We start from the raw sequence: 20,088 nt of genomic DNA, 5'->3' as shown, positions 1-20,088 counted from the left end.
TCTGTACGGGGCAGGGCGCCGCTGGTTTCACGGCGCCTGGCCTGGTCAGCTTTTCACCACTTTCTCGGGCGAAATCACGTCGATACCCAGTGCCTTGCCGACCGCGTAATAGGTCAGCTGTCCGGCATGAACGTTCAGCCCGTTCAGCAGGTGCCTGTCCTCGGCACAGGCCTGTTTCCAGCCCTTGTCCGCCAGCGCCAGCATGAATGGCATGGTGGCGTTGCCAAGCGCCAGCGTCGAGGTGCGCGCCACCGCGCCCGGCATGTTGGCGACGCAGTAATGCATGATGCCGTCAACCTCGTAGATCGGATCGGCGTGGGTCGTGGCCTTGGAGGTTTCAAAGCAGCCGCCCTGGTCGATTGCCACATCCACCAGCACGGCGCCGGGTTTCATCGCCGGGAACTGGTCGCGGCGCACCAGCTTGGGCGCTTCGGCACCGGGGATCAGGACCGCGCCGATCACCATGTCGGCGCCGGTCAGATGCTCGGCCAGCAGACCGGCCGAGGAATAGCCGGTGCGGAAGGTCGCGCCAAAGACATCGTCCAGGTAACGCAGACGCGGCAGAGATCTGTCCAGCACGGTCACCTCGGCCCCCATGCCGGCGGCGATCTTGGCGGCATGCGTTCCCACGACACCGCCACCGATCACCAGCACACGCGCAGGGCCCACGCCCGGCACGCCGCCCATCAGCACGCCGCGCCCGCCATTGGCCTTTTGCAGCGTCCAGGCACCTACCTGCGGCGCCAGGCGGCCGGCAACCTCGGACATCGGCGCCAGCAGCGGCAGGCCGCCGCGGTCATCGGTTACGGTTTCATAAGCGATGGCGGTGCAGCCGCTTGCCAGCAGATCCTTGGTCTGTGCCGGGTCCGGCGCCAGATGCAGATAGGTGAACAGCAATTGCCCCTCGCGCAGCATCTTGCGCTCGACCGCCTGCGGTTCCTTGACTTTCACGATCATGTCGGCGGTGGCGAAGATCTCTTCGGCGGTGTCGATGATGGCGGCGCCGGCCAGTTCGTAATCGGCATCCTCGAACCCGGCCCCTTTACCGGCGCCGCGCTGGATGATGACCTCGTGACCATGCGCCACCGCCTCCTGCGCGGCGTTGGGCGTCATGCCGACGCGGAATTCCTGTGGCTTGATCTCGGTCGGGCATCCGATTTTCATGGGAAGTCTCCTCTTCATCCCTGATTTTTTGATCATACTGCCTTAACGGGCACGCAATCGGGTTGAAATTATCCTCGCAAGAACGGTGGTTTTTCGAATAGTGTTCGAAAACTGCTGGAGTCATGCGAAAGGTTTTGCGCAAATGTCCCTGGACCCGATTGATCGTCGCCTGCTCAGCGAATTGCAGCGCAGGGGCCGGATATCGAACGCCGATCTGGCGGACAAGGTGAACCTGTCGGCCAGCGCCTGCCACCGGCGCGTGCAGCGGCTGGAGGCCGAGGGCTATATCAGCGACTATGTCGCGCTGCTTGATGCCCGCAAGATGGGGGTGCCTGCAACCGTCTTCGTCGAAATCACCCTGTCGACCCAGGCCGATGACGTTCTGGAAGCCTTCGAGAAGGCCGTTCAGCGCATCCCCGACGTGCTTGAATGCCACCTGACCGCCGGGGCGGCGGATTACATCCTCAAGGTCGTGGCCGAAGATACCGAGGATTTCGCCCGGATTCACCGTCAATACCTGACCCGCCTGCCGGGCGTGGCCAAGATGCAATCCAGCTTTGCGCTGCGGACGGTCTTCAAGACAACCGCGCTGCCGGTCTGACGGAATCTGGCGGGCCCCGGTGTTTCCACCGAGGCCCTGGGCGCATCCTGCTCCGTGAGTAGTGGACTGCACCCGTGACTGTTGACCCCCAGAGGCGTGTTCGCCCCAACTTGTTACGGGCTGATTATGGCGGCTGCGGGGGCAGGGTTCATGGGGAAAAAACCGCCATTGCGCCCCGTATGGAAAACCTTACCCATGGCCCCTTGAAACGAGAAAGCCCCGGCCGGAACCGGGGTTCTTCAACCGCGTTTCGGCGGGCCTAGGCGCTGCGGCGCCGCGCCACCAAGCCAAAGGTCGCAACGACCGACAGGATCAATGGCAAACCGGCTGGCACGGGCACCGTCGACAGCTTCCGCCCGACAGCCTCGGCGAACAGCTGGTGCGCCGTGGCATTGGGATGCACGCCATCGACAAACAGAAGCGTGTTGGGGTCGATACCCAGGTCAAGGCAACTGCCGGGGTTGGTGGTATTGGGGTCCAGCGGTGCGCCGACGCTCAGCGTGCAGGGGGTCTGCGTGTCGAAGATGCCAAAGCTGAAAGTTCCGCTCGCCACATCCTCAAAAATCGCGTCGAGAATGCGGTTGGGCTGGAACCCGATGATGTTGATGCCCTCGCTTTCCAGCTGCAGGGCATTCATCGCCAGTTGCCAGTTAAAGAGGTTCGTGGCCTTCGTCGCCGCGGCGGCACCGGAGCTGGCGAATGCCGGTGAGGCGCCGATATCCGGCAGGCTCACCAACAGGAAATCGTCGAAAACACCGGGGTTTATGCTGTTGAGCGCCCGGATCCCGTCAGCCACCGAATTTGCGGCATCAATCGGGTTGAAGCCCTGAAAGATGTCATTTGCGCCGAACCAGACCGACAACAGGGGGTTTGCGCCGGGTGCCGGCGCGGAGGGCTTGAACTCGGGGCTGGGCAGCACCCGCGTGGGCAATCCGAAACCGCCCACGAGGGCCCCGGTAAAGGTGGCGACCTGTCCCGCGAATGTCGATAGCGGGCCGGCCGGGTTGAGGTTGACGCTTCCCGCCGTTGCGCCGCCAAGCGCCAGGTTGCCGGTGTCCCGGCCCGCGGCGATGAACTGATCCTCGATCCGTTCTGCCCAGACCGGGCCATTGGTAAATCGTCCGCCAAAACTGGGCGGATCGAGCTGGGTGAACTTGCCATCATCGCTCAGGCTGTCGCCGAAGCTGTAGAAACTGGAATAGACATCAGTGAAACTGGCCGCCTGCGCGGCCCCGGACATCCCGATTGCCAGGGCCAGCGAATACAAGATCTTCATCATCTCCCTCCTCCCACGAGATAGAATCGCGGAATGTTACCGCGCGAATGCCGAATCTTGCGAAGGTTTCGGAAGGCGACGTCGCGTCAACCAAAAGAAAAAGGCCCCGGCGTTTCCGCCGGAGCCCCGTTGTCAGACAAACCTGAAATCAGGCGTCGTCTTTTTCTTTTTTCTCGGCCTTGATCTCTTCGCCGGTCTCCTGGTCGACAACCTTCATCGACAGGCGCACCTTGCCGCGATCGTCAAAGCCCAGCAGCTTGACCTTCACTTCCTGACCTTCCTTCAGAACATCCGACGGATGGTTCAGGCGGCGGTTTTCGATCTGGCTGACATGGACCAGCCCGTCGCGCTTGCCGAAGAAGTTCACGAAGGCGCCGAAATCGACGATCTTGACCACGGTGCCGGTATAGACCTGACCCTCTTCGGGCTCGGCCACGATGGCGTGGATCATGTCATAGGCTTTCTGGATCGAATCGCCGTTGGGCGAGGCGATCTTGATCGTGCCCTCGTCGTTGATATCGACCTTGGCGCCCGACACCTCGACGATCTCGCGGATCACCTTGCCGCCCGATCCGATGACTTCGCGGATCTTGTCGGTGGGGATCTGCATGGTCTCGATCCGCGGTGCATGAACCGAGAAGTCGCCCGCCTCGGTCAGTGCCTTGGCCATCTCGCCCAGGATGTGCATCCGGCCGTCTTTGGCCTGCGCCAGCGCGGTCTTCATGATCTCGGGCGTGATGCCCGCAACCTTGATGTCCATCTGCAGGCTGGTGATGCCTTTTTCAGTCCCGGCAACCTTGAAGTCCATGTCGCCCAGGTGATCCTCGTCACCAAGGATATCGGTCAGAACGGCATAGTCACCGTCGTCTTCCAGGATCAGGCCCATCGCCACACCGGCAACCGGCGCCTTGAGCGGCACGCCGGCGTCCATCATCGACAGAGAGCCACCGCAGACCGACGCCATCGAGGAGGAGCCGTTGGATTCGGTGATCTCGGAAACGACCCGCACCGTGTAGGGGAAGTCGGTCGCCGCCGGCAGAACCGCCTGCAACGCGCGCCAGGCCAGTTTGCCGTGGCCGATTTCGCGGCGGCCCGGAGGGCCCACGCGGCCCGCTTCGCCGACCGAATAGGGCGGGAAGTTGTAGTGCAGCAGGAAGTTCGATTTGAAATTTCCGTGCAGCGCGTCGATGAACTGTTCATCGTCGCCGGTGCCCAGCGTGGTCACGACCAGGCCTTGGGTTTCACCGCGCGTGAACAGTGCCGAGCCGTGGGTCCGCGGCAGCAGGCCGGTTTCGCAGACGATCGGGCGCACCGTATCCAGTGCGCGGCCATCGATCCGCTTGCCGGTCTTGACCACGTCACCGCGCAGAATGCCCGCTTCGAGCTTTTTCAGCGCCGAGCCAAGGTTTTCGTCCTCGGCCTGCTCCTCGCTCAGCGACGCGACGATTGCCTCGCGCGCGGCGGCCACGGCGGTGGTGCGCTCCTGCTTGTCGGTGATCGCAAAGGCGTCGCGCATCTGGCCTTCGCCGGCGGCCTTGACGGCTTCGAAAAGGTCCGAGTAATCCGGCGGCTGGAAATCGAACGGCTCTTTCGCGGCTTCTTCGGCCAGCGAAATGATCAGGTCGATTACCGGCTGGATCTGCTCATGCGCGAAAGTCACCGCGCCCAGCATCTCGTCCTCGGTCAGCTCATAGGCTTCGGATTCGACCATCATGACCGCGTCCTTGGTACCGGCCACAACCAGATCAAGGCGCTGCTCGGGGTTGTTGCGCAGCTCGTGCATGTCATCGACGGTCGGGTTCAGAACATATTCGCCATCCTCGAAGCCCACGCGGCACCCCGCGATCGGGCCCATGAAGGGCGCGCCGGAAATCGTCAGCGCGGCCGAGGCGGCGATCATCGCGACGATGTCGGGGTCATTGACCAGATCGTGGCTGAGAACCGTACACATCACCAGCACTTCGTTCTTGAAACCCGGTACAAACAGCGGCCGGATCGGACGGTCGATCAGGCGGGCGGTCAGGGTTTCCTTTTCGGTCGGGCGCGCTTCGCGCTTGAAGAAACCGCCGGGAACCTTGCCCGCGGCATAGTATTTTTCCTGGTAATGTACGGTCAGCGGAAAGAAATCCTGACCGGGCTTGGGCTGTTTGGCAAAGGTCACGTTGGCCATCACGCTGGTCTCACCCAGCGTCGCGATGACGGAACCATCTGCCTGACGGGCAACCTTGCCCGTTTCCAGTGTCAGGGTCTCTTCCCCCCACTGAATTGATTTCGTTGTGATATCAAACATTTTTACATCCTAGTTGAGAGCACTCCCAGGCGTATCCCGGGTCTCCCGTTTCGTTGGCGGCCCCATTGCCGCCGACCCCAATCCTATCCATGCGCCCGGGGTCACAAGGCATCACGTCTCAGATGGCGGGGCCATACAGCAGTTTCCGCCCCATTGGAACCCATTTTCACGCAAAGAGCGGATTTCGGAGCAAATCGGATAACCTGCGGTCGCGGCGTGGGCGCGCGGGTTTCTGCCCCCGCGCGGCGCGTCTGGCGGATCGGCGCCGGGCCGTGCTATCGCTGACGGCGACCGCGTTTCTCAATAGGTGCCCGATGCCGGACAACCGCATATTGCTGATCCATACCGGCGGCACCATTGGCATGGTGCGATCGGAGGACGGGTTCAGACCCGCGCAGGGCGTGGTCGAGGACGAGCTCATACGGCAGCGAGAAACCGGCAGCGCCATTCCGCGCACCAGTCTGCAATCGTTATCTCCGCTGATCGACAGCGCCAACGCCACGCCCGAAGACTGGAACCGGATCACCCACACCATCCAGAGACATCACGCCGAATATGATGGTTTCGTGGTCACCCACGGCACTGATACGCTGGCTTTCACCGCTGCCGCGCTGACAATGGCGCTGGAGGGTCTGGACAAGCCTGTCATCCTCACCGGATCAATGCTGCCGCTGAGCGAACCCAACAATGACGGCCGGCGCAACCTTTATGACGCTTTGCAGGTCGTTGGTGCTGCCAAGCCCGGTGTCTGGGTCCAGTTCGCGGGGCGGTTGCTGCATGGCGCGCGGATCCGCAAGACCCATTCGAACTCCTTCGACGCCTTCGCTGCCGAACCCACGGATGCGCCGCCGCGGCGCCCGGGTCGTGCCGGGCTGGTGCGGCATGTCTACGGCGCACCCGATGTCGCGGTGTTGCCGGTGGTGCCGGGCGGGGCGGGGAACCTTCTGCTTCATGCGGCGCAGACCTGCGACGGGATCGTGCTGCGCTGTTTCGGGTCGGGCACCATCCCGAACACGCCCCACACCGACGAGGCGCTGCGCATTGCGGCCAAGCGCAGGGTGCCGGTGCTGGCCGTCAGCCAATGCCCCGAGGGCGGCATTGCCCTGGGCACCTACGCTGCCGGCGCCATCCTGACACGCCATCACGCGGTGGACGGGCGCGACATGACGATGGAGGCGGCATATGTGAAGATGGTTCTGGCGCTGAGCCTGGGCGGCACGGTGACGAAACACCGGCAGTTTCTGTCCGACCCCCTCTGCGGCGAGCGCAGCCTGCCTGAGACTTAGGCACCCGATGGGCCGAACCGCGAACCAGGCGGGCATTCGACATCGTGCAGGACATGACGCAGCGCCTGCCCACCGGGGCGGCGGGGCGCTGGCCGGCGTCAGCCATCGGTAAACCGCACCTTGCCGATACAGGGCAGGTTGCGGTTCCGTTGGGCGTAGTCGATGCCGTAGCCCACCACGAACTCGTCGGGGATCTCGAACCCGATCCAGTCGGCGCTGATATCCGCCTCGCGGCGCGACGGCTTGTCGAGCAGCGCAATGGTGCGCAGCTTGTGCGGCTTGCGGCTCTGAAGCAGGTGCAGCACATGGGCCAGCGTGTGCCCGGTATCGACGATATCCTCGACAACCAGCACGTCGCGCCCCTCGATTTCCCCGCGGATGTCCTTGAGGATGCGCACCTCGCGGCTACTTTCCATCGCATTGCCATAAGAAGACGTCTCAAGGAAATCGACTTCGACATCCATGTCCAGTTCGCGCACCAGGTCGGCGATGAACACGAAAGAGCCGCGCAGCAGCCCGACAACCACCAGTTTCTCGCACCCGGCGAACTCGGCCTTGATCTCGGCGGCCAGGTCCTCGATCCGCGCGGCGATCGACTTGGCCGAGATCATCTGGTCGATCACATAAGGCCGTTCCGCCATGACACACCCCTTGCACTTTTGCCGCCAGTCTATGAAATAGCGCGCTACTGTCACGCCAAAAAACACGCCGGAACTCCAAGACCCGATGCCCACCCACGCCGAGACCCGCCGACTGCCCTTCGAGGCGCAACAAATGTATGATCTGGTGGCCGATGTGGCGCGTTACCCGGAATTCCTGCCCTGGACGGCGGCCGCGCGTATCCGGTCAGTGACCCCTCGTGAGGATGGCGCGCGCATCATGGATGCCGATCTGGTCATCAGCTTCAAACTCTTTCGCGAAAGGTTCCGCAGCCGCGTGACCTTGTGGCCCGGCGATCTGAAAATCGACACCGAATACCTGGACGGCCCGTTCAAGCACATGCAGTCCAACTGGGTTTTCACCGGGGCCGAGGATGGTTGCGATGTTGCGTTCTTCGTCGATTTCGAGTTCCGCAACAAGCTGTTGCAGAAGGCGGCGGGGCTGTTCTTTTACGAAGCCATGCAGCGTATCGTTCGCGCCTTCGAGGAGCGCGCGCATGAGTTATACGGGTAGGGCGGGAGAGGTCGGAGGAGCCGTGGCGTGATTGAGGAAAAACTGGCAACATTCGCCCATGCGCCGATCGCTCCGGGACCGGCGATGGAGATCCTGCGCTTGTCGTTGCTGGATTGGTGCGCGGTTGGCATCGCGGGCCGGGACGAGCCGGTGGCGCGGATCCTGCGTGATCAGGCGTTGGACGAGGGCGGGGCTGCGCAGGCCAGCCTGATCGGATCGGACACGCGCGTGCCCGCCCGCGCGGCGGCGCTGGTCAACGGCACGATCAGCCATGCGCTGGATTACGACGACACCCATTTCGCCCATATCGGCCACCCCTCGGTGGCGGTGATGCCCGCCGCGCTGGCCGTGGCGCAGCTGACCGGCAGTTCCGGCAAGGCGTTGCAGGAGGCCGCCCTGATCGGCGCCGAGGCGTCGATCCGCGTCGGCCTTTGGCTGGGCCGCGCGCATTACCAGACCGGGTTTCATCAGACTGCGACCGCCGGGGCCTTCGGCGCCTGTCTGGCCGCTTGCCGGCTGCTGTCGCTTGACGCGGCCCGGACCATCCACGCGCTTGGCCTGGTCTCGACCCGCGCGTCGGGGCTGAAATCGCAATTCGGTACGATGGGCAAGCCGATGAATGCGGGGATCGCGGCGGCCAACGGGGTCGAGGCCGCGTTGCTGGCGCAGCGCGGATTCATCAGTGCCGGGGACGCGATGCGGCAGCCGCAGGGGTTTGGCCCGACCCATCACGGCGAAGGTCAGGAAAATGCCCTGGACGGGTTGGCAGAGGCGTGGCTGTTCGAGCGGGTCAGCCACAAGCTGCACGCCTGCTGCCACGGGCTTCACGCCATGCTCGAGGCGCTTGGACAGGTCAAAGCTGGCGCGGATCCCGGCAGGATCGAGGTTCAGACACACCCGCGCTGGCTGAGCGTGTGCAATAACCCGGCGCCCGATACCGGGCTTGAGGCCAAGTTCAGCTATCGGGTTACGGCGGCGATGCGGCTTGCCGGGCATGACACCGGCCAGCCCGGCTGCTTTACCGATGCGCTGTGCCGCGACCCGCAGATCGTGGCACTGCGCGACCGGGTCGAGGTGACGGTGACGGAGGGTCTGAGCGAAATGCAGGCCCGGGTGGTGCTGACGCATCGCGACGGGTCGCGGCAGGAGGTGTTCCATGACCTCGATGCGCCAGGCACCCTTCGGCAACGGCAAAGCCGGGTGCGCGCCAAGGCGGTGTCGCTCTTGGGGCTGGCGCGGGCCGACGAACTGTGGGAGCGCATCGGGGCCGAGGCGCCGCCCGACGCGATCGCTGCTTTTCTGAAGGGCTGAAACGGGCCCGCGGCGGGGCCCGTCTGCACCGGTTACGTCCAGCCGGTTCAGCTGGTCATGTCATAGGCGCGTTCACCGTGGACCTGCAGGTCAAGCCCGTTGGTCTCTGTCTCCAGATCGACCCGCAGCGGCGTGGCCAGCGACACCAGTTTCACCAGCGCGAACGTCACCACGATCGTGAACACGCCGACAATCGCCAGCGACCCCAGTTGCGCCGCCCAGCTGCTGGCACCGAAGGCCGCGATCATGATCGTGCCAAAGATTCCGCCCACACCGTGCACGGCAAAGACATCCAGCGTGTCGTCGATGTTCAGCTTTTCGCGGATCAGGTTGACCGCTTCCTGGCAGAGGATTCCCGCGACCGCACCGATGATCAGCGCCGCGACAGGGCCCACGAACCCGCTGGCCGGCGTGATCGAGGCCAGCCCCGCAATCGTGCCGGTAACCATGCCAACAAGCGACGCCTTGCCGAATTTGATCCGTTCCCACAGGGCCCAGCTCAACGAGGCGGTGGCGGCCGAGATATGCGTGACCGTCAGGGCCATCGCCGCGCCGCCATCCGCCGCCAGCTGCGAGCCGCCGTTGAAGCCGAACCAGCCGACCCAGAGCATCGCCGCGCCGACCATGACCAGGCCGGGGTTATGCGGCGGCGTGGTGCGGTTCTTGCGCGGGCCGAGGCAGACGGCGATCACCAGCGCGGCAAGCCCTGCGGTTTCATGCACGACGATGCCGCCGGCAAAGTCCCGGACGCCGGTGTCGCCGAAAATCCCGCCATCCGCCAGGAAACCGCCGCCCCAGATCCAGTGGGTGACAGGGGCGTAGCAGATCAGCATCCACAGCGCCGAGAACAACAGCACAAAGCCAAAGCCGATCCGTTCCACATAGGCGCCCACGATCAGTGCCGGGGTGATGATGGCAAAGGTCATCTGGAAGGCAAAGAGCAGCACCTCGGGCAGGGTGCCCGAGAGCGTATCGGTGCTGATCCCCGACAGGAAGGCCTTGCCCAGCCCGCCCCAGAGCGCACCGCCATCGCCAAACGCGATCGAGTATCCGAGCGCGAACCACAGAACGCTCATCAGGCAGGCGATGGCATAACACTGCATGAAAACGCTCAGCACGTTGCGGGCGCGCACCAGCCCGCCGTAAAAGAGTGCCAGCCCCGGCAATGTCATGAAAAGGACTAGCGCCGTGGCGACGATGATCCACGCGGTGTCGGCTCCGTTCATCTTGAATTTCCCCTATGCTCAGAATTTGACCGTTCTGCGGGTGTGAACGCCGAAACACTGGGCACAACAAGAAAATCATGCCTGTTTAGCGCGATATCGACGGTGAAATGCCACTATCCGCGCACCAAATAGGCGACGGACCGAAAAATGCCTAAAAATGCGTCAGAGTTTGTCTGCGGCTTCTGCCAGCAATTTCAGCGCATGCTGCGTGCTGGCATGGCGCACCCTGCCACGGCCAAGCGGCCCGAATTCGACCGTTTGCGCCGTGGTGGCCTCTTTCGTGGCAATGGCGAAACAGACCCGCCCCTCGGGTTTGTGCTCGGACCCGCCGGGGCCGGCAATGCCGGTGACCGAAACGGCGATATCGGCGCCGGCGCTGGCCAACGCACCATCGGCCATTTCAAGGGCTGTCTCTTCGGAAACGGCACCAAAGGATTCCAATGTCTCCGATGAGACACCAAGAAGGTGTATTTTCGCGTCGTTCGAATAGGTTACGAACCCACATTCAACCACATCAGACGCGCCGGGTATATCCGTCAGCGCAGCCGCGACCATGCCGCCGGTGCAGCTTTCGGCGGTGACGATGCGCAGTCCCTTTTCCCGCGCTGTCCGAAGCAGATCCTCGACCTTCATATCGCCAGTATCCCATGTGCCGCGCCGGCCAGAAGGGCAACACCGATCGCCGCGAAAAGACCGGCGATGACATCATCCAGCATGACGCCAAGGGCGTCGCCCCGGCGGTCGGCCCAACCGATGGGGCCGGGTTTCAGGATGTCAAACAGCCGGAACAGCACGAAGGCACAGATCCAACCGGGCCACAGGCCAAGGATATCGGCATTCACATGGCTGGCGCCCAGCGACAGGGGCAGGATGGCGATCCATTGGCCGGCTACTTCGTCGATCACAATTTCAGACGGGTCATGATCTTCTTTTCCGCGTGTTTCCAGCGCGGTAGCCCACCAACCTGAGGCGAATGACAGAACGATCCCCACGATCAATAACCCGGCGCCCCCGATGGTGTGCAACAGCCAGCCGACCGGCAGGGCGGCAAGTGACCCCCAGGTGCCCGGCGCGGGCCGCAGATGGCCGACAAACCCGAAGGTCGCGATGATATGGGGCAGCTTGTTCATCGGCTGACCAGCGTCACAACAGCCTGCGCGGCGATGCCTTCACCCCTGCCGGTGAAACCCAGCCTCTCAGACGTCGTGGCCTTGACCGAGATACGTTCCAGCGCCACGCCGGTTATCGCAGACAATGCCCGCCGCATGCTATCCGCATGGGGCCCGATCTTGGGCTGTTCGCAAATAAGAGTGACGTCCATATTGTTGATTTCAAATCGATTATCACCTGCCAGCCGGACCGCGTGACTGAGGAAGATATGGCTCTCGGCGCCTTTCCATTGCGGATCCGAGGGCGGGAAGTGGCGGCCGATATCACCCTCGGCCAGAGCACCGTAAATGGCATCGGTCAGCGCGTGCATACCGACATCGGCGTCAGAATGCCCTTGCAGACCCCGTTCATGCGGGATTTTCACGCCGCAGAGCATGATATGATCGCCGCTGCCGAAGCGATGCACGTCGTAACCTGAACCTGTCCTTATATCCATTTGATCTCGTTTTATATTCTCAGCGCGCGCAAAGTCTTCAGGGCCGGTGATCTTGAGGTTATCCTCATCGCCGCCGACGATCATGACGTCGATCCCGGCGGCGCGGGCGACCTCGACATCGTCGGCGGCGTCGCCTTGATGCGCGCGATGGGCCAGGAGGATATCCCGAAAGGAAAAGGCCTGTGGCGTCTGCGCCCGGTAGAGGCCGGTCCGATCCTGCGTGCCCGCTACGCAACCGTCCTGCCCCTGCCAAAGGGCATCGGTCACCGCCAGCGCCGGTGCCGCGGCCCGCGCCGTGCCGTCGCTGACGGCCGAGGCGATCCGGGCGATATGTGCCGGTTTCACGCAGGGGCGGGCGGCGTCATGGATCAGCACTGTCGCCGGGTCGTGCGCGGTCAGTGCCTCAAGCCCGTTGCGTACCGATTGTGCGCGGGTATCCCCGCCGATCACAACCGTCACGTCGTCCGCGGGCGCGAAACGCGCGATATCCTCCGGGTGCAGGACCAGCACGATCCGGCCGATCCCGGGGGCCGCGCGAAACGCATCCAGCGTATGGTCCACGACGCGCCGCCCGGCCAGCATCTGCCATTGCTTGGGCAGATCGCCCCCGGCCCGGGTGCCACGCCCTGCGGCGACGATGATGGCGGCTGTGGTCATGTCCTTTGATTACGGCGCGGCGTGAATAAGCGCAATGGCCGGATGTTAGCACAAAAAATAGGCAATTGCGGTTTGGTGATATCCACTTGGCTGCTGATTTCATTGATTATCGCCCGCGGTCTGCCTAAAAGAGCGATGTTGCACAAGGATTAGGCAATTGGCTTTACCCGTGATCAAGACTACCGATACGCCTGCCGTCCTGCTAGCGCCGCTGGCGGGAATCACCGATCTGCCGTTCCGCTCGCTGGTTGCGCGTTTTGGCGCCTGGCTGGTGGTCAGCGAGATGGTCGCCAGCCAGGAAATGGTCCAGGCCAAACCCGGTGTGCGCGAACGGGCTGAGCTGGGATATGGCATCGCCAACACCGCGGTGCAGCTGGCCGGGCGCGAGGCATACTGGATGGCCGAGGCCGCGCGCATGGTCGAGGCGAACGGGGCGCAGATCATCGACATCAACATGGGCTGCCCCGCCAAGAAGGTCACCAGCGCCAGCGGATCGGGCGCCAGCGGATCCGCGCTGATGAAGGATCTGGATCACGCGCTGAGCCTGATCGAGGCGGTGGTCGGCGCGGTCAGTCTGCCGGTCACGCTGAAGACCCGGCTGGGGTGGGACGACACGACGCTGAACGCGCCCGAACTGGCCCGGCGCGCCGAAAACGCCGGTATCCAGATGGTCACGATCCATGGGCGCACGCGATGCCAGTTCTACAAGGGCAGGGCGGACTGGTCGGCGATCCGGGCGGTGCGGGACGCGGTCACGATTCCGGTCATCGCCAATGGTGACATCGTCGATGTGGCCTCGGCTCAGGAGGCGCTGCGCCTGTCCGGCGCGGACGGTGTAATGATCGGGCGCGGGGCGCAGGGGCGCCCCTGGAAGCTGGCCGAGGTGGCCCATGCTCTGGGTCATGGGACGGCGCCGCTGATCCCGCGGGGGGCGGCGCTGGCCAACATGGTCTGCGGGCATTACCAGGCGATGCTGGAATTCTACGGCGCCGAACTGGGCAACCGGGTGGGGCGCAAGCATCTGGGCTGGTATCTTGACGATGCGGGGACCGGGGTAGAGATGCGCAAGCGCCTGCTGACCTGCCGGGATGCAGAAGAGGTGCTGCGCCTGATCCCCGAGGCACTGGCGGACAGACAGAGGGCGGCGGCATGAGCGCGGCGGACGATGCCATCTGGACCTCGTTGCCGGTTCCGGCCCTGATGCTGGACGAAGATGACCGTATCGCGCGGATCAACCCGGCCGCAGAGGGGTTCCTGATGTCGTCGGCGCGGTCGGTGATCGGTCAGCCGGTCTGGGACAGGCTGGCCGTGGATGCCCCGTTGGAGGAGGCGTTGCAACGCGCCCGAACCCATGACGCGCCGCTTTTCGTCAATGATGTGGATGTGGGCACCGGGGACCGCGCGCCGATGCAGTGTACGCTGCAGATCGCGCCGCTGTCGGCCGCGCCGGGCCGGATGCTGTTGCTGATTGCCCCGCGTGAGCTGGCCGGCCGCGTCAGTCAGAACATCTCCGTGAAATCGGCGGCCCGCTCGGCCATTGGCATGGCCGAGATGCTGGCCCACGAGATCAAGAACCCGCTGGCCGGCATCACGGGCGCGGCGCAGTTGCTCTCGATGGGGTTGAAGTCCGAGGATCTGGAACTGACCGACCTGATCGTCAGCGAAAGCCGCCGGATCGTTTCGCTTCTGGATCAGGTTGAGCAGTTCGGCAATATCAGCGCCCCGGCGCTTCAGCCCGTGAATGTCCATGACGTTCTGGACCGGGCGCGGCGGTCAGCGATCGTGGGCTTTGCCGCGAAGATGACCGTGGTCGAGCATTACGACCCGTCGCTGCCGCTGGCGCTGGCGGATCCGGACCAGCTGTTGCAGGTGGTGCTGAACCTGCTGAAGAACGCGGCCGAGGCGGCGGGCGGATCGGGCGGTACGATCATCCTGCGCAGTTACTACGAACAATCGCTCAGGGTGCGGCGCGGCAACGGGTCCGGCCGGTCGCTGCCGCTGCAGATCGAGATCGAGGATGACGGGCCGGGCCTGCCGCCCGACATCGCCGCGGAGGTATTTGAGCCGTTCGTGTCGGGCCGCGAGAACGGCACCGGGCTCGGGCTGGCTCTGGCGGCCAAGATCCTGTCGGATCATGGCGGCTGGATCTCGGTCAGTTCGACGCCGGGCAAGACAATTTTCCGCATCTCGCTGCCACGGGCCGATCAGGCCGGGGCAGGGCAGGAACAAAAGGAGCAAGACTGATGGATGGCACGGTACTGGTCGCGGATGACGACCGCACGATCCGCACGGTTCTGACACAGGCGCTGACCCGGGCGGGATGCAAGGTGCACGCCACGTCCAGCCTGACCACGCTGATGCGGTGGGTCGGCGAGGGCAAGGGCGATGTGGTGATCAGCGACGTGATGATGCCCGATGGCAACGGGCTCGAGATGCTGCCAAAGATCGCCCGTGACCGCCCAGGGCTGCCGGTGATCGTGATCTCGGCCCAGAACACCATCATGACCGCGATCAAGGCCAATGAGGCCGATGCCTATGATTACCTGCCCAAGCCGTTTGACCTGCCCGATCTGATGAAGCGTACGGCACGGGCGCTGGACACATCCACACGCAGGCCCGCGGAACGCGCGCCCTCCGACGGCCCCGAGGAGCTGCCCCTGATCGGGCGTACGCCCGCCATGCAGACGCTGTACCGTGTCGTCGCGCGGGTGATGAACACCGATCTGCCGGTCCTGATCTCGGGCGCGTCCGGCACCGGCAAAAGCCTGATTGCCCGCGCGATCCACGATTTCAGCGACCGCCGGACCATGCCATTCATCACCGCCACGCCCGGCGATCTGGCAGATCTCGAGGGGCCGGCCAAGCTGATGTCCCGGGCGCGGGGCGGCACCATCGTCATCGAGGAAATCGCTGATCTGGACGCCGAGTCGCAGGGTCGGCTGGTGCGGATGATGGACGCCCCCGGCGATGACCGGCCCCGATTCATGGCCACGACGCAGATCGGCGGATCGGCGGCGATGAAGGCGGCGGGGCTGCGCGAGGATCTCTATTACCGTCTGGGCGGTGCGGTGATCGAGGTGCCGACGCTCTGCGACCGGGTGGACGACATCCCGCTGCTGGTGGCGCATTTCCTGGACCGGGCCGAGCGCGACGGATCAGGCGCGCGGTCGATGTCGGACGACGCCCTGGAGCTGATGCGCAGCTATGTCTGGCCCGGCAATGTCCGGCAGCTGGAAAACGCGGTCCGGCGGATCGCGTTGACCGCGCAGGGCGAGGAAATCAGCCGCGGCGAGGTCGCGGCGATGCTGACGACCCAGCCCGAGGCGCAGCCTGTCCTGGGCCAGGGAGACAGCGAAAGCCTGTCGGAATCAGTCGGCCGCCACCTGCAGCGATATTTCGACCTGCATGGCGAGATGCTGCCGCCATCGGGTCTCTATGCCCGGATTCTGCGGGAAATGGAGCTTCCGCTGATAGAAATTGCGCTGGATGCCACCGGGGGAAATCAGGCTAAGTGTGCCGAATTGCTCGGGATCAACAGAAATACGTTGCGGAAGAAGATAACCGAGCTTGATATTCGCGTGACACGCCGCCGCAAGTTGATGTAAAACTGCAACATAGCTGTGGCCAATGGGGGGCAGGCGCCCGCAAGGCCACCATATGTAGCGGGGTGCGGTCAATGGCACCTCTACTGAATGAGGGCAGGCCGTGGCAACGCGGACACGCAGGATAACCTGGGAAAGCCTGAGCCGTTTGCGGCGGCTGCAGCGCGTTCAAAGTGCCGCCACTTTCGGGCTGGTGGTTCTGGGGCCGGTGCTGGCGCTGGTGACCTACCTGGTCATGGGGCCGCTTGACCAGGGCGCCGCAACCAACACGCTTCGTATCGTTTTCCTCGCCGATATGATCTACGTGATCATCGTCGCCGCGCTTGTCCTGCAACGGGTGGTGCGGATGGTGGCCGACCGGCGCAAGCGCTCGGCCGGGTCGCGTCTGCACCTGCGACTGACCTGGGTCTTCGCGATCATGGCGCTGCTGCCCACGATCACCGTGGCGGTCTTTGCCACGCTTAGCGTGAACATGGGGCTCGAGGCGTGGTTTTCGGACCGTGTCGGCGGCGTGGTCGACAGTTCGGTCGCCGCCGCGCAGGCCTATGAGGACGAACACCGCCGGGATCTGATCACCGATGCGCGGGCGCTGGCGTCCTTCATCAACGCCACGAAACGGGCGGTGGTCTTCATGGATGATGGCGACATCCGCAAGGTGCTCTCGGAAGGTCAGCAGAAAATCCAGCGCGGATTGCGCGAAGCGTTCGTGATCGACGGCACGGGGGAATTGCGCTCGCGCGGGGAACGGTCCTATCTCTTCGACTACGAACAACCCACTCGGGATGAGATCGCGACCGCTCTCGAAGAAGGGATCGTGATCATCCAGGATTGGGACAACAACGAATTTCGGGCGCTGATGCCGTTGGCCGAAATCCCGGACCGGTTTCTTTATGTCAGCCGCAATGTCGACGGCGCGATCCTGAACCTGCTGGACGAAACCCAGGAAACCGCGCGGTTCTACAAGCAGCGCGAAAGCGAACGCGGGCGCGTGCTGTTCGAATTCGGGCTGGTTTATCTGGGCTTTGCGCTGATCCTGATCCTGGCGGCGGTCTGGCTGGGAATGCTTTTCGCCGAGCGCCTGTCGCGACCGGTGGGCCGGCTGACACTGGCGGCGCAGCGCGTGGGTGAGGGCGATCTGGATACCCAGGTGCGCGAGGAGGATGGCGATGACGAGATTGCCATGCTGGGCACCTATTTCAACCAGATGACCCGCCAGCTGAAGGGTCAGCGTGAGAAACTGTTGACCAACACGCAGCAGATCGAGCGCCGCCGGCGGCTGTTCGACAGCGTTCTGGGGTCGGTTTCCTCTGGGGTGGTGGGGCTGGACGCCAAAGGGCGCGTGACCTTCGTCAACAAGGCGGCCGAACGATTGCTGGACTGGCACGAGGACCAGCAATCGCTGTCGCTCAGCGTGGCGGTGCCGGAATTCGGCGCACTGTTCGAGCGGCTGCGTGGCAGCGCCACAGGTTTCGTGCAGGAGGAAATCAAGGTGTCGCGCGGCAAGCGCCAGGAAAACCTGCTGGTCCGGATGTCGAAGCGGCTGAACGAGGAGGGCAAGCGCGAAGGCTACGTGGTGGCCTTTGACGATGTCACCGACCTGGTGGCAGCACAGCGCATGGCGGCCTGGGGGGATGTGGCCCGCCGCATCGCCCATGAAATCAAGAACCCGCTGACGCCGATCCAGCTCTCGGCGGAACGGATCAAGCGCAAGTTCGGCCGGCAACTGGACGACGACAATGCCGCGAGCCTGGAGCAACTGACCGATGTGGTTGTCCGGCAGACCAATGATCTGCGCCGCATCGTCGACGAATTCGCCAAGTTCGCGCGGATGCCCGAGCCCGATACCAAGGAGGAAAGCCTGAACCGGCTGTTTCAGGAAGCGACCCTGCTGCAGGAGGGCGGCCAGCCCGACGTTCAGTTCCAGACGGATTTCTGCGCCGATGACCTGATCGCGCAGGTCGATGCCACGATGATTTCCCAGGCGCTGACAAACCTGATCAAGAACGCAGGCGAAGCAATTGAAAGCCTTTCAGAAAAAGGCGCCCCCGACGGACATGTCCCGACCATTCGCGTCAGCAGCGCGGTCGAGAGCGGCGAGGCGGTTCTGCGCATCGCCGATAACGGCATCGGCCTGCCGCAGGATCGCAGCCGCCTGTTCGAGCCTTATGTGACGACGCGCGAAAAAGGCACCGGGCTGGGCCTGCCGATTGTCAAGAAGATCATCGAGGAACATGGCGGCACGCTGGCGCTGGACGACGCCGAACCCTTCGGTCCCGATGGCCATGCCGGTGCCGTGGCCATCATCCGTTTGCCCCTTCTGGTGCAGGCGGCATCTCAACAACAACAAGATAAACAAGCGGTGTGAGGATAAAATGAGCGATATTCTGATTGTCGATGACGAAAGGGACATTCGCGAGCTGATCGCGGATATCCTGGAAGACGAGGGATACGGAACCCGGCTGGCGGGCAATTCGGACGACGCGATGAGCGCGATTGCCGACAGCCAACCGGCGCTTCTGATCCTGGATATCTGGCTGAAAGACAGCAACATGGATGGGATCGACATCCTCAAGGCGGTCAAGCGCGATTACCCCGAGGTGCCGGTGGTGATCATCTCGGGCCACGGCAATATCGAGATCGCGGTCGCGGCGATCAAGCAGGGGGCTTATGATTTCATCGAGAAGCCCTTCAACATCGACCAGTTGATGGTGGTGATCCGGCGCGGCATGGAGACCAGCCGGCTGCGGCGCGAGAATACCGAGCTGAAGCGGCGCGATACCGCGCCCGCCGAGATGCTGGGCGAAAGCGCCGCCTTCCGCACGCTGGTCAGCCAGTTGGACAAGGTTACCAAATCCAACGGTCGTGTGATGCTGACCGGGCCCGCGGGCTGCGGCAAGGAACTGGCGGCGCGCTATATCCACGCCAACTCCAGCCGCTCCGAGGCGCCGTTCGTGGTGGTGGGCTGCGCGTCGATCGAATCCGACCGGATGGAAGAGGTCCTGTTCGGCCGCGAAGGCGAGGACCGGGGCGTGGAGCCGGGCCTGCTGGAAGAGGCCAATGGCGGCGTGATCTATTTCGACGAGGTGGCGGACATGCCGCCGGGCACGCAATCGAAAATCCTGAGGGTTCTGGTGGATCAGACCTTCATGCGCGTGGGCGGCTCGGACAAGATCGAAGTGGATCTGCGGGTCATCTCCTCGACCAACCGGGATCTGGAGGCCGAAATTGCCGCCGAGAGGTTCCGCCGCGAGTTGTATCACCGGCTGAACGTGGTGCCGATCGCGGTGCCGTCGCTGGAGGAACGGCGCGAGGACATCCCCGAACTGGCGGCACATTTCATCGACATGTTCAACCGTACCCAGGGCCTGCCGCTGCGCAGTCTGAGCACCGAGGCGGGCGCGCTGTTGCAGACCATGAGCTGGCCCGGGAACGTACGCCAGCTGCGCAACGTGATCGAGCGGGTCCTGATCCTGGGCGATGACAGCGATGAGATCGAAGTGCGCGAATTGCCCGGCGAAAGCGAATCCGCGCCGGAAGAGGGGCGTGTGGTGCTGTCCGGTTCGGTCGCGACCCTGCCGCTGCGCGAGGCGCGCGAGGCTTTCGAGCGAGAATACCTGCTGACCCAGATCAACCGGTTCGGCGGCAACATCAGCCGCACCGCCGAATTCGTGGGCATGGAACGCAGCGCGCTGCACCGCAAGCTCAAGTCCCTGGGCGTGGTGACAAGCGCCAAGGCGGGCAACCGTGTGGCGCATGTCAGCGAGGTCGAAGAGGCGGAACCGGCGGAAAGCTAGGAAGGGAATGCGCGTCCTCGGCTTGCAGTAGAGTGTCTGCTTTGACTTTTTCTACCTTGGGTGGTATTTTGTTACGCGGTACCATATGTACTGATATGCAAT

17 protein-coding genes are annotated in these 20,088 nt (G+C 63.9%); 9 read left to right on the top strand and 8 right to left on the bottom strand.

Annotated features, from left to right (window positions below; translation table 11 throughout):
• Window positions 1–45 precede the first annotated feature (45 nt).
• A complete protein-coding gene (gene ald, locus AAFO92_RS22120) occupies window positions 46–1,164 on the bottom strand; it encodes an alanine dehydrogenase (RefSeq protein WP_347539049.1) in 1,119 nt (372 codons plus the stop codon).
• A 142-nt stretch (window positions 1,165–1,306) separates the two neighbouring features.
• Here ald and AAFO92_RS22115 point away from each other — a divergent pair, with 142 nt between their 5' ends.
• Window positions 1,307–1,765, top strand: a complete 459-nt coding sequence (locus tag AAFO92_RS22115; RefSeq protein WP_347539047.1) for an Lrp/AsnC family transcriptional regulator — start codon at window positions 1,307–1,309, stop codon at window positions 1,763–1,765.
• A gap of 259 nt (window positions 1,766–2,024) precedes the next feature.
• Here the strand turns inward: AAFO92_RS22115 and AAFO92_RS22110 are convergent, their stop codons facing one another.
• Both AAFO92_RS22110 and pnp read right to left on the bottom strand, forming a co-directional pair.
• Window positions 2,025–3,044, bottom strand: coding sequence for an SGNH/GDSL hydrolase family protein (locus AAFO92_RS22110; RefSeq protein WP_347539045.1), 1,020 nt, complete (start codon window positions 3,042–3,044; stop codon window positions 2,025–2,027).
• 145 nt (window positions 3,045–3,189) lie between these two features.
• Complete coding sequence (gene pnp, locus AAFO92_RS22105; protein ID WP_347539043.1) at window positions 3,190–5,331, bottom strand: polyribonucleotide nucleotidyltransferase; 2,142 nt, start codon at window positions 5,329–5,331, stop codon at window positions 3,190–3,192.
• A gap of 314 nt (window positions 5,332–5,645) precedes the next feature.
• Here pnp and AAFO92_RS22100 point away from each other — a divergent pair, with 314 nt between their 5' ends.
• The gene (locus tag AAFO92_RS22100; RefSeq protein WP_347539041.1) at window positions 5,646–6,617 is read left to right on the top strand and encodes an asparaginase; all 972 of its coding nucleotides are present in this window, start codon (window positions 5,646–5,648) and stop codon (window positions 6,615–6,617) included.
• Between the two features lie 98 nt (window positions 6,618–6,715).
• On the opposite strand, the gene hpt is transcribed toward AAFO92_RS22100, so the two are convergent.
• Window positions 6,716–7,258: a hypoxanthine phosphoribosyltransferase gene (hpt, locus tag AAFO92_RS22095; protein WP_347539039.1), complete on the bottom strand. Its 543-nt coding sequence runs from the start codon at window positions 7,256–7,258 to the stop codon at window positions 6,716–6,718.
• A gap of 85 nt (window positions 7,259–7,343) precedes the next feature.
• Between hpt and AAFO92_RS22090 the strand changes: the two genes are divergently transcribed.
• The gene (locus tag AAFO92_RS22090; protein ID WP_347539037.1) at window positions 7,344–7,790 is read left to right on the top strand and encodes a type II toxin-antitoxin system RatA family toxin; all 447 of its coding nucleotides are present in this window, start codon (window positions 7,344–7,346) and stop codon (window positions 7,788–7,790) included.
• Window positions 7,791–7,817: 27 nt separating this feature from the next.
• A complete protein-coding gene (locus AAFO92_RS22085; protein WP_347539035.1) occupies window positions 7,818–9,101 on the top strand; it encodes an MmgE/PrpD family protein in 1,284 nt (427 codons plus the stop codon).
• 47 nt (window positions 9,102–9,148) lie between these two features.
• Here AAFO92_RS22085 and AAFO92_RS22080 read toward each other — a convergent pair whose 3' ends face one another.
• The 4 genes from AAFO92_RS22080 to AAFO92_RS22065 all read right to left on the bottom strand — a co-directional run bounded on the left by AAFO92_RS22080 (window position 9,149) and on the right by AAFO92_RS22065 (window position 12,590).
• Window positions 9,149–10,327: an ammonium transporter gene (locus AAFO92_RS22080; protein WP_347539033.1), complete on the bottom strand. Its 1,179-nt coding sequence runs from the start codon at window positions 10,325–10,327 to the stop codon at window positions 9,149–9,151.
• Window positions 10,328–10,489: 162 nt separating this feature from the next.
• A complete protein-coding gene (locus AAFO92_RS22075; RefSeq protein WP_347539031.1) occupies window positions 10,490–10,960 on the bottom strand; it encodes a CinA family protein in 471 nt (156 codons plus the stop codon).
• Window positions 10,957–11,457, bottom strand: a complete 501-nt coding sequence (locus AAFO92_RS22070) for a phosphatidylglycerophosphatase A (RefSeq protein WP_347539029.1) — start codon at window positions 11,455–11,457, stop codon at window positions 10,957–10,959. Before AAFO92_RS22070 ends, AAFO92_RS22075 begins: the two co-directional genes overlap by 4 nt.
• Window positions 11,454–12,590: a bifunctional 2-C-methyl-D-erythritol 4-phosphate cytidylyltransferase/2-C-methyl-D-erythritol 2,4-cyclodiphosphate synthase gene (locus AAFO92_RS22065; protein ID WP_347539027.1), complete on the bottom strand. Its 1,137-nt coding sequence runs from the start codon at window positions 12,588–12,590 to the stop codon at window positions 11,454–11,456. The genes AAFO92_RS22070 and AAFO92_RS22065 overlap by 4 nt, the downstream gene beginning before the upstream one ends.
• A gap of 157 nt (window positions 12,591–12,747) precedes the next feature.
• On the opposite strand from AAFO92_RS22065, the gene dusB reads away from it, so the two are divergent.
• From dusB to AAFO92_RS22040, 5 genes are all read left to right on the top strand, one after another.
• A complete protein-coding gene (gene dusB / locus AAFO92_RS22060; RefSeq protein WP_347539025.1) occupies window positions 12,748–13,743 on the top strand; it encodes a tRNA dihydrouridine synthase DusB in 996 nt (331 codons plus the stop codon).
• Complete coding sequence (locus AAFO92_RS22055; RefSeq protein ID WP_347539023.1) at window positions 13,740–14,834, top strand: ATP-binding protein; 1,095 nt, start codon at window positions 13,740–13,742, stop codon at window positions 14,832–14,834. Before dusB ends, AAFO92_RS22055 begins: the two co-directional genes overlap by 4 nt.
• Window positions 14,834–16,195 carry a sigma-54 dependent transcriptional regulator gene (locus AAFO92_RS22050; protein ID WP_347539021.1) on the top strand — a complete coding sequence of 454 codons (1,362 nt, stop codon included), beginning with the start codon at window positions 14,834–14,836 and terminating at the stop codon, window positions 16,193–16,195. The genes AAFO92_RS22055 and AAFO92_RS22050 overlap by 1 nt, the downstream gene beginning before the upstream one ends.
• A 100-nt stretch (window positions 16,196–16,295) precedes the next feature.
• Window positions 16,296–18,557, top strand: coding sequence for a PAS domain-containing sensor histidine kinase (locus tag AAFO92_RS22045; protein ID WP_347539019.1), 2,262 nt, complete (start codon window positions 16,296–16,298; stop codon window positions 18,555–18,557).
• 7 nt (window positions 18,558–18,564) lie between these two features.
• Entirely contained in the window at window positions 18,565–19,986 is a 1,422-nt protein-coding gene (locus AAFO92_RS22040) for a sigma-54 dependent transcriptional regulator (RefSeq protein WP_347539017.1), read from the top strand.
• Window positions 19,987–20,088: the final 102 nt, after the last annotated feature.

Source organism: Roseovarius sp. CAU 1744 (assembly GCF_039839345.1).
In the GTDB taxonomy this organism is placed as follows: Bacteria; Pseudomonadota; Alphaproteobacteria; order Rhodobacterales; family Rhodobacteraceae; genus Roseovarius.
The sequence above is the reverse complement of the archived record's forward strand: the minus strand, read 5'-3'. Positions and strand labels throughout refer to the sequence as shown.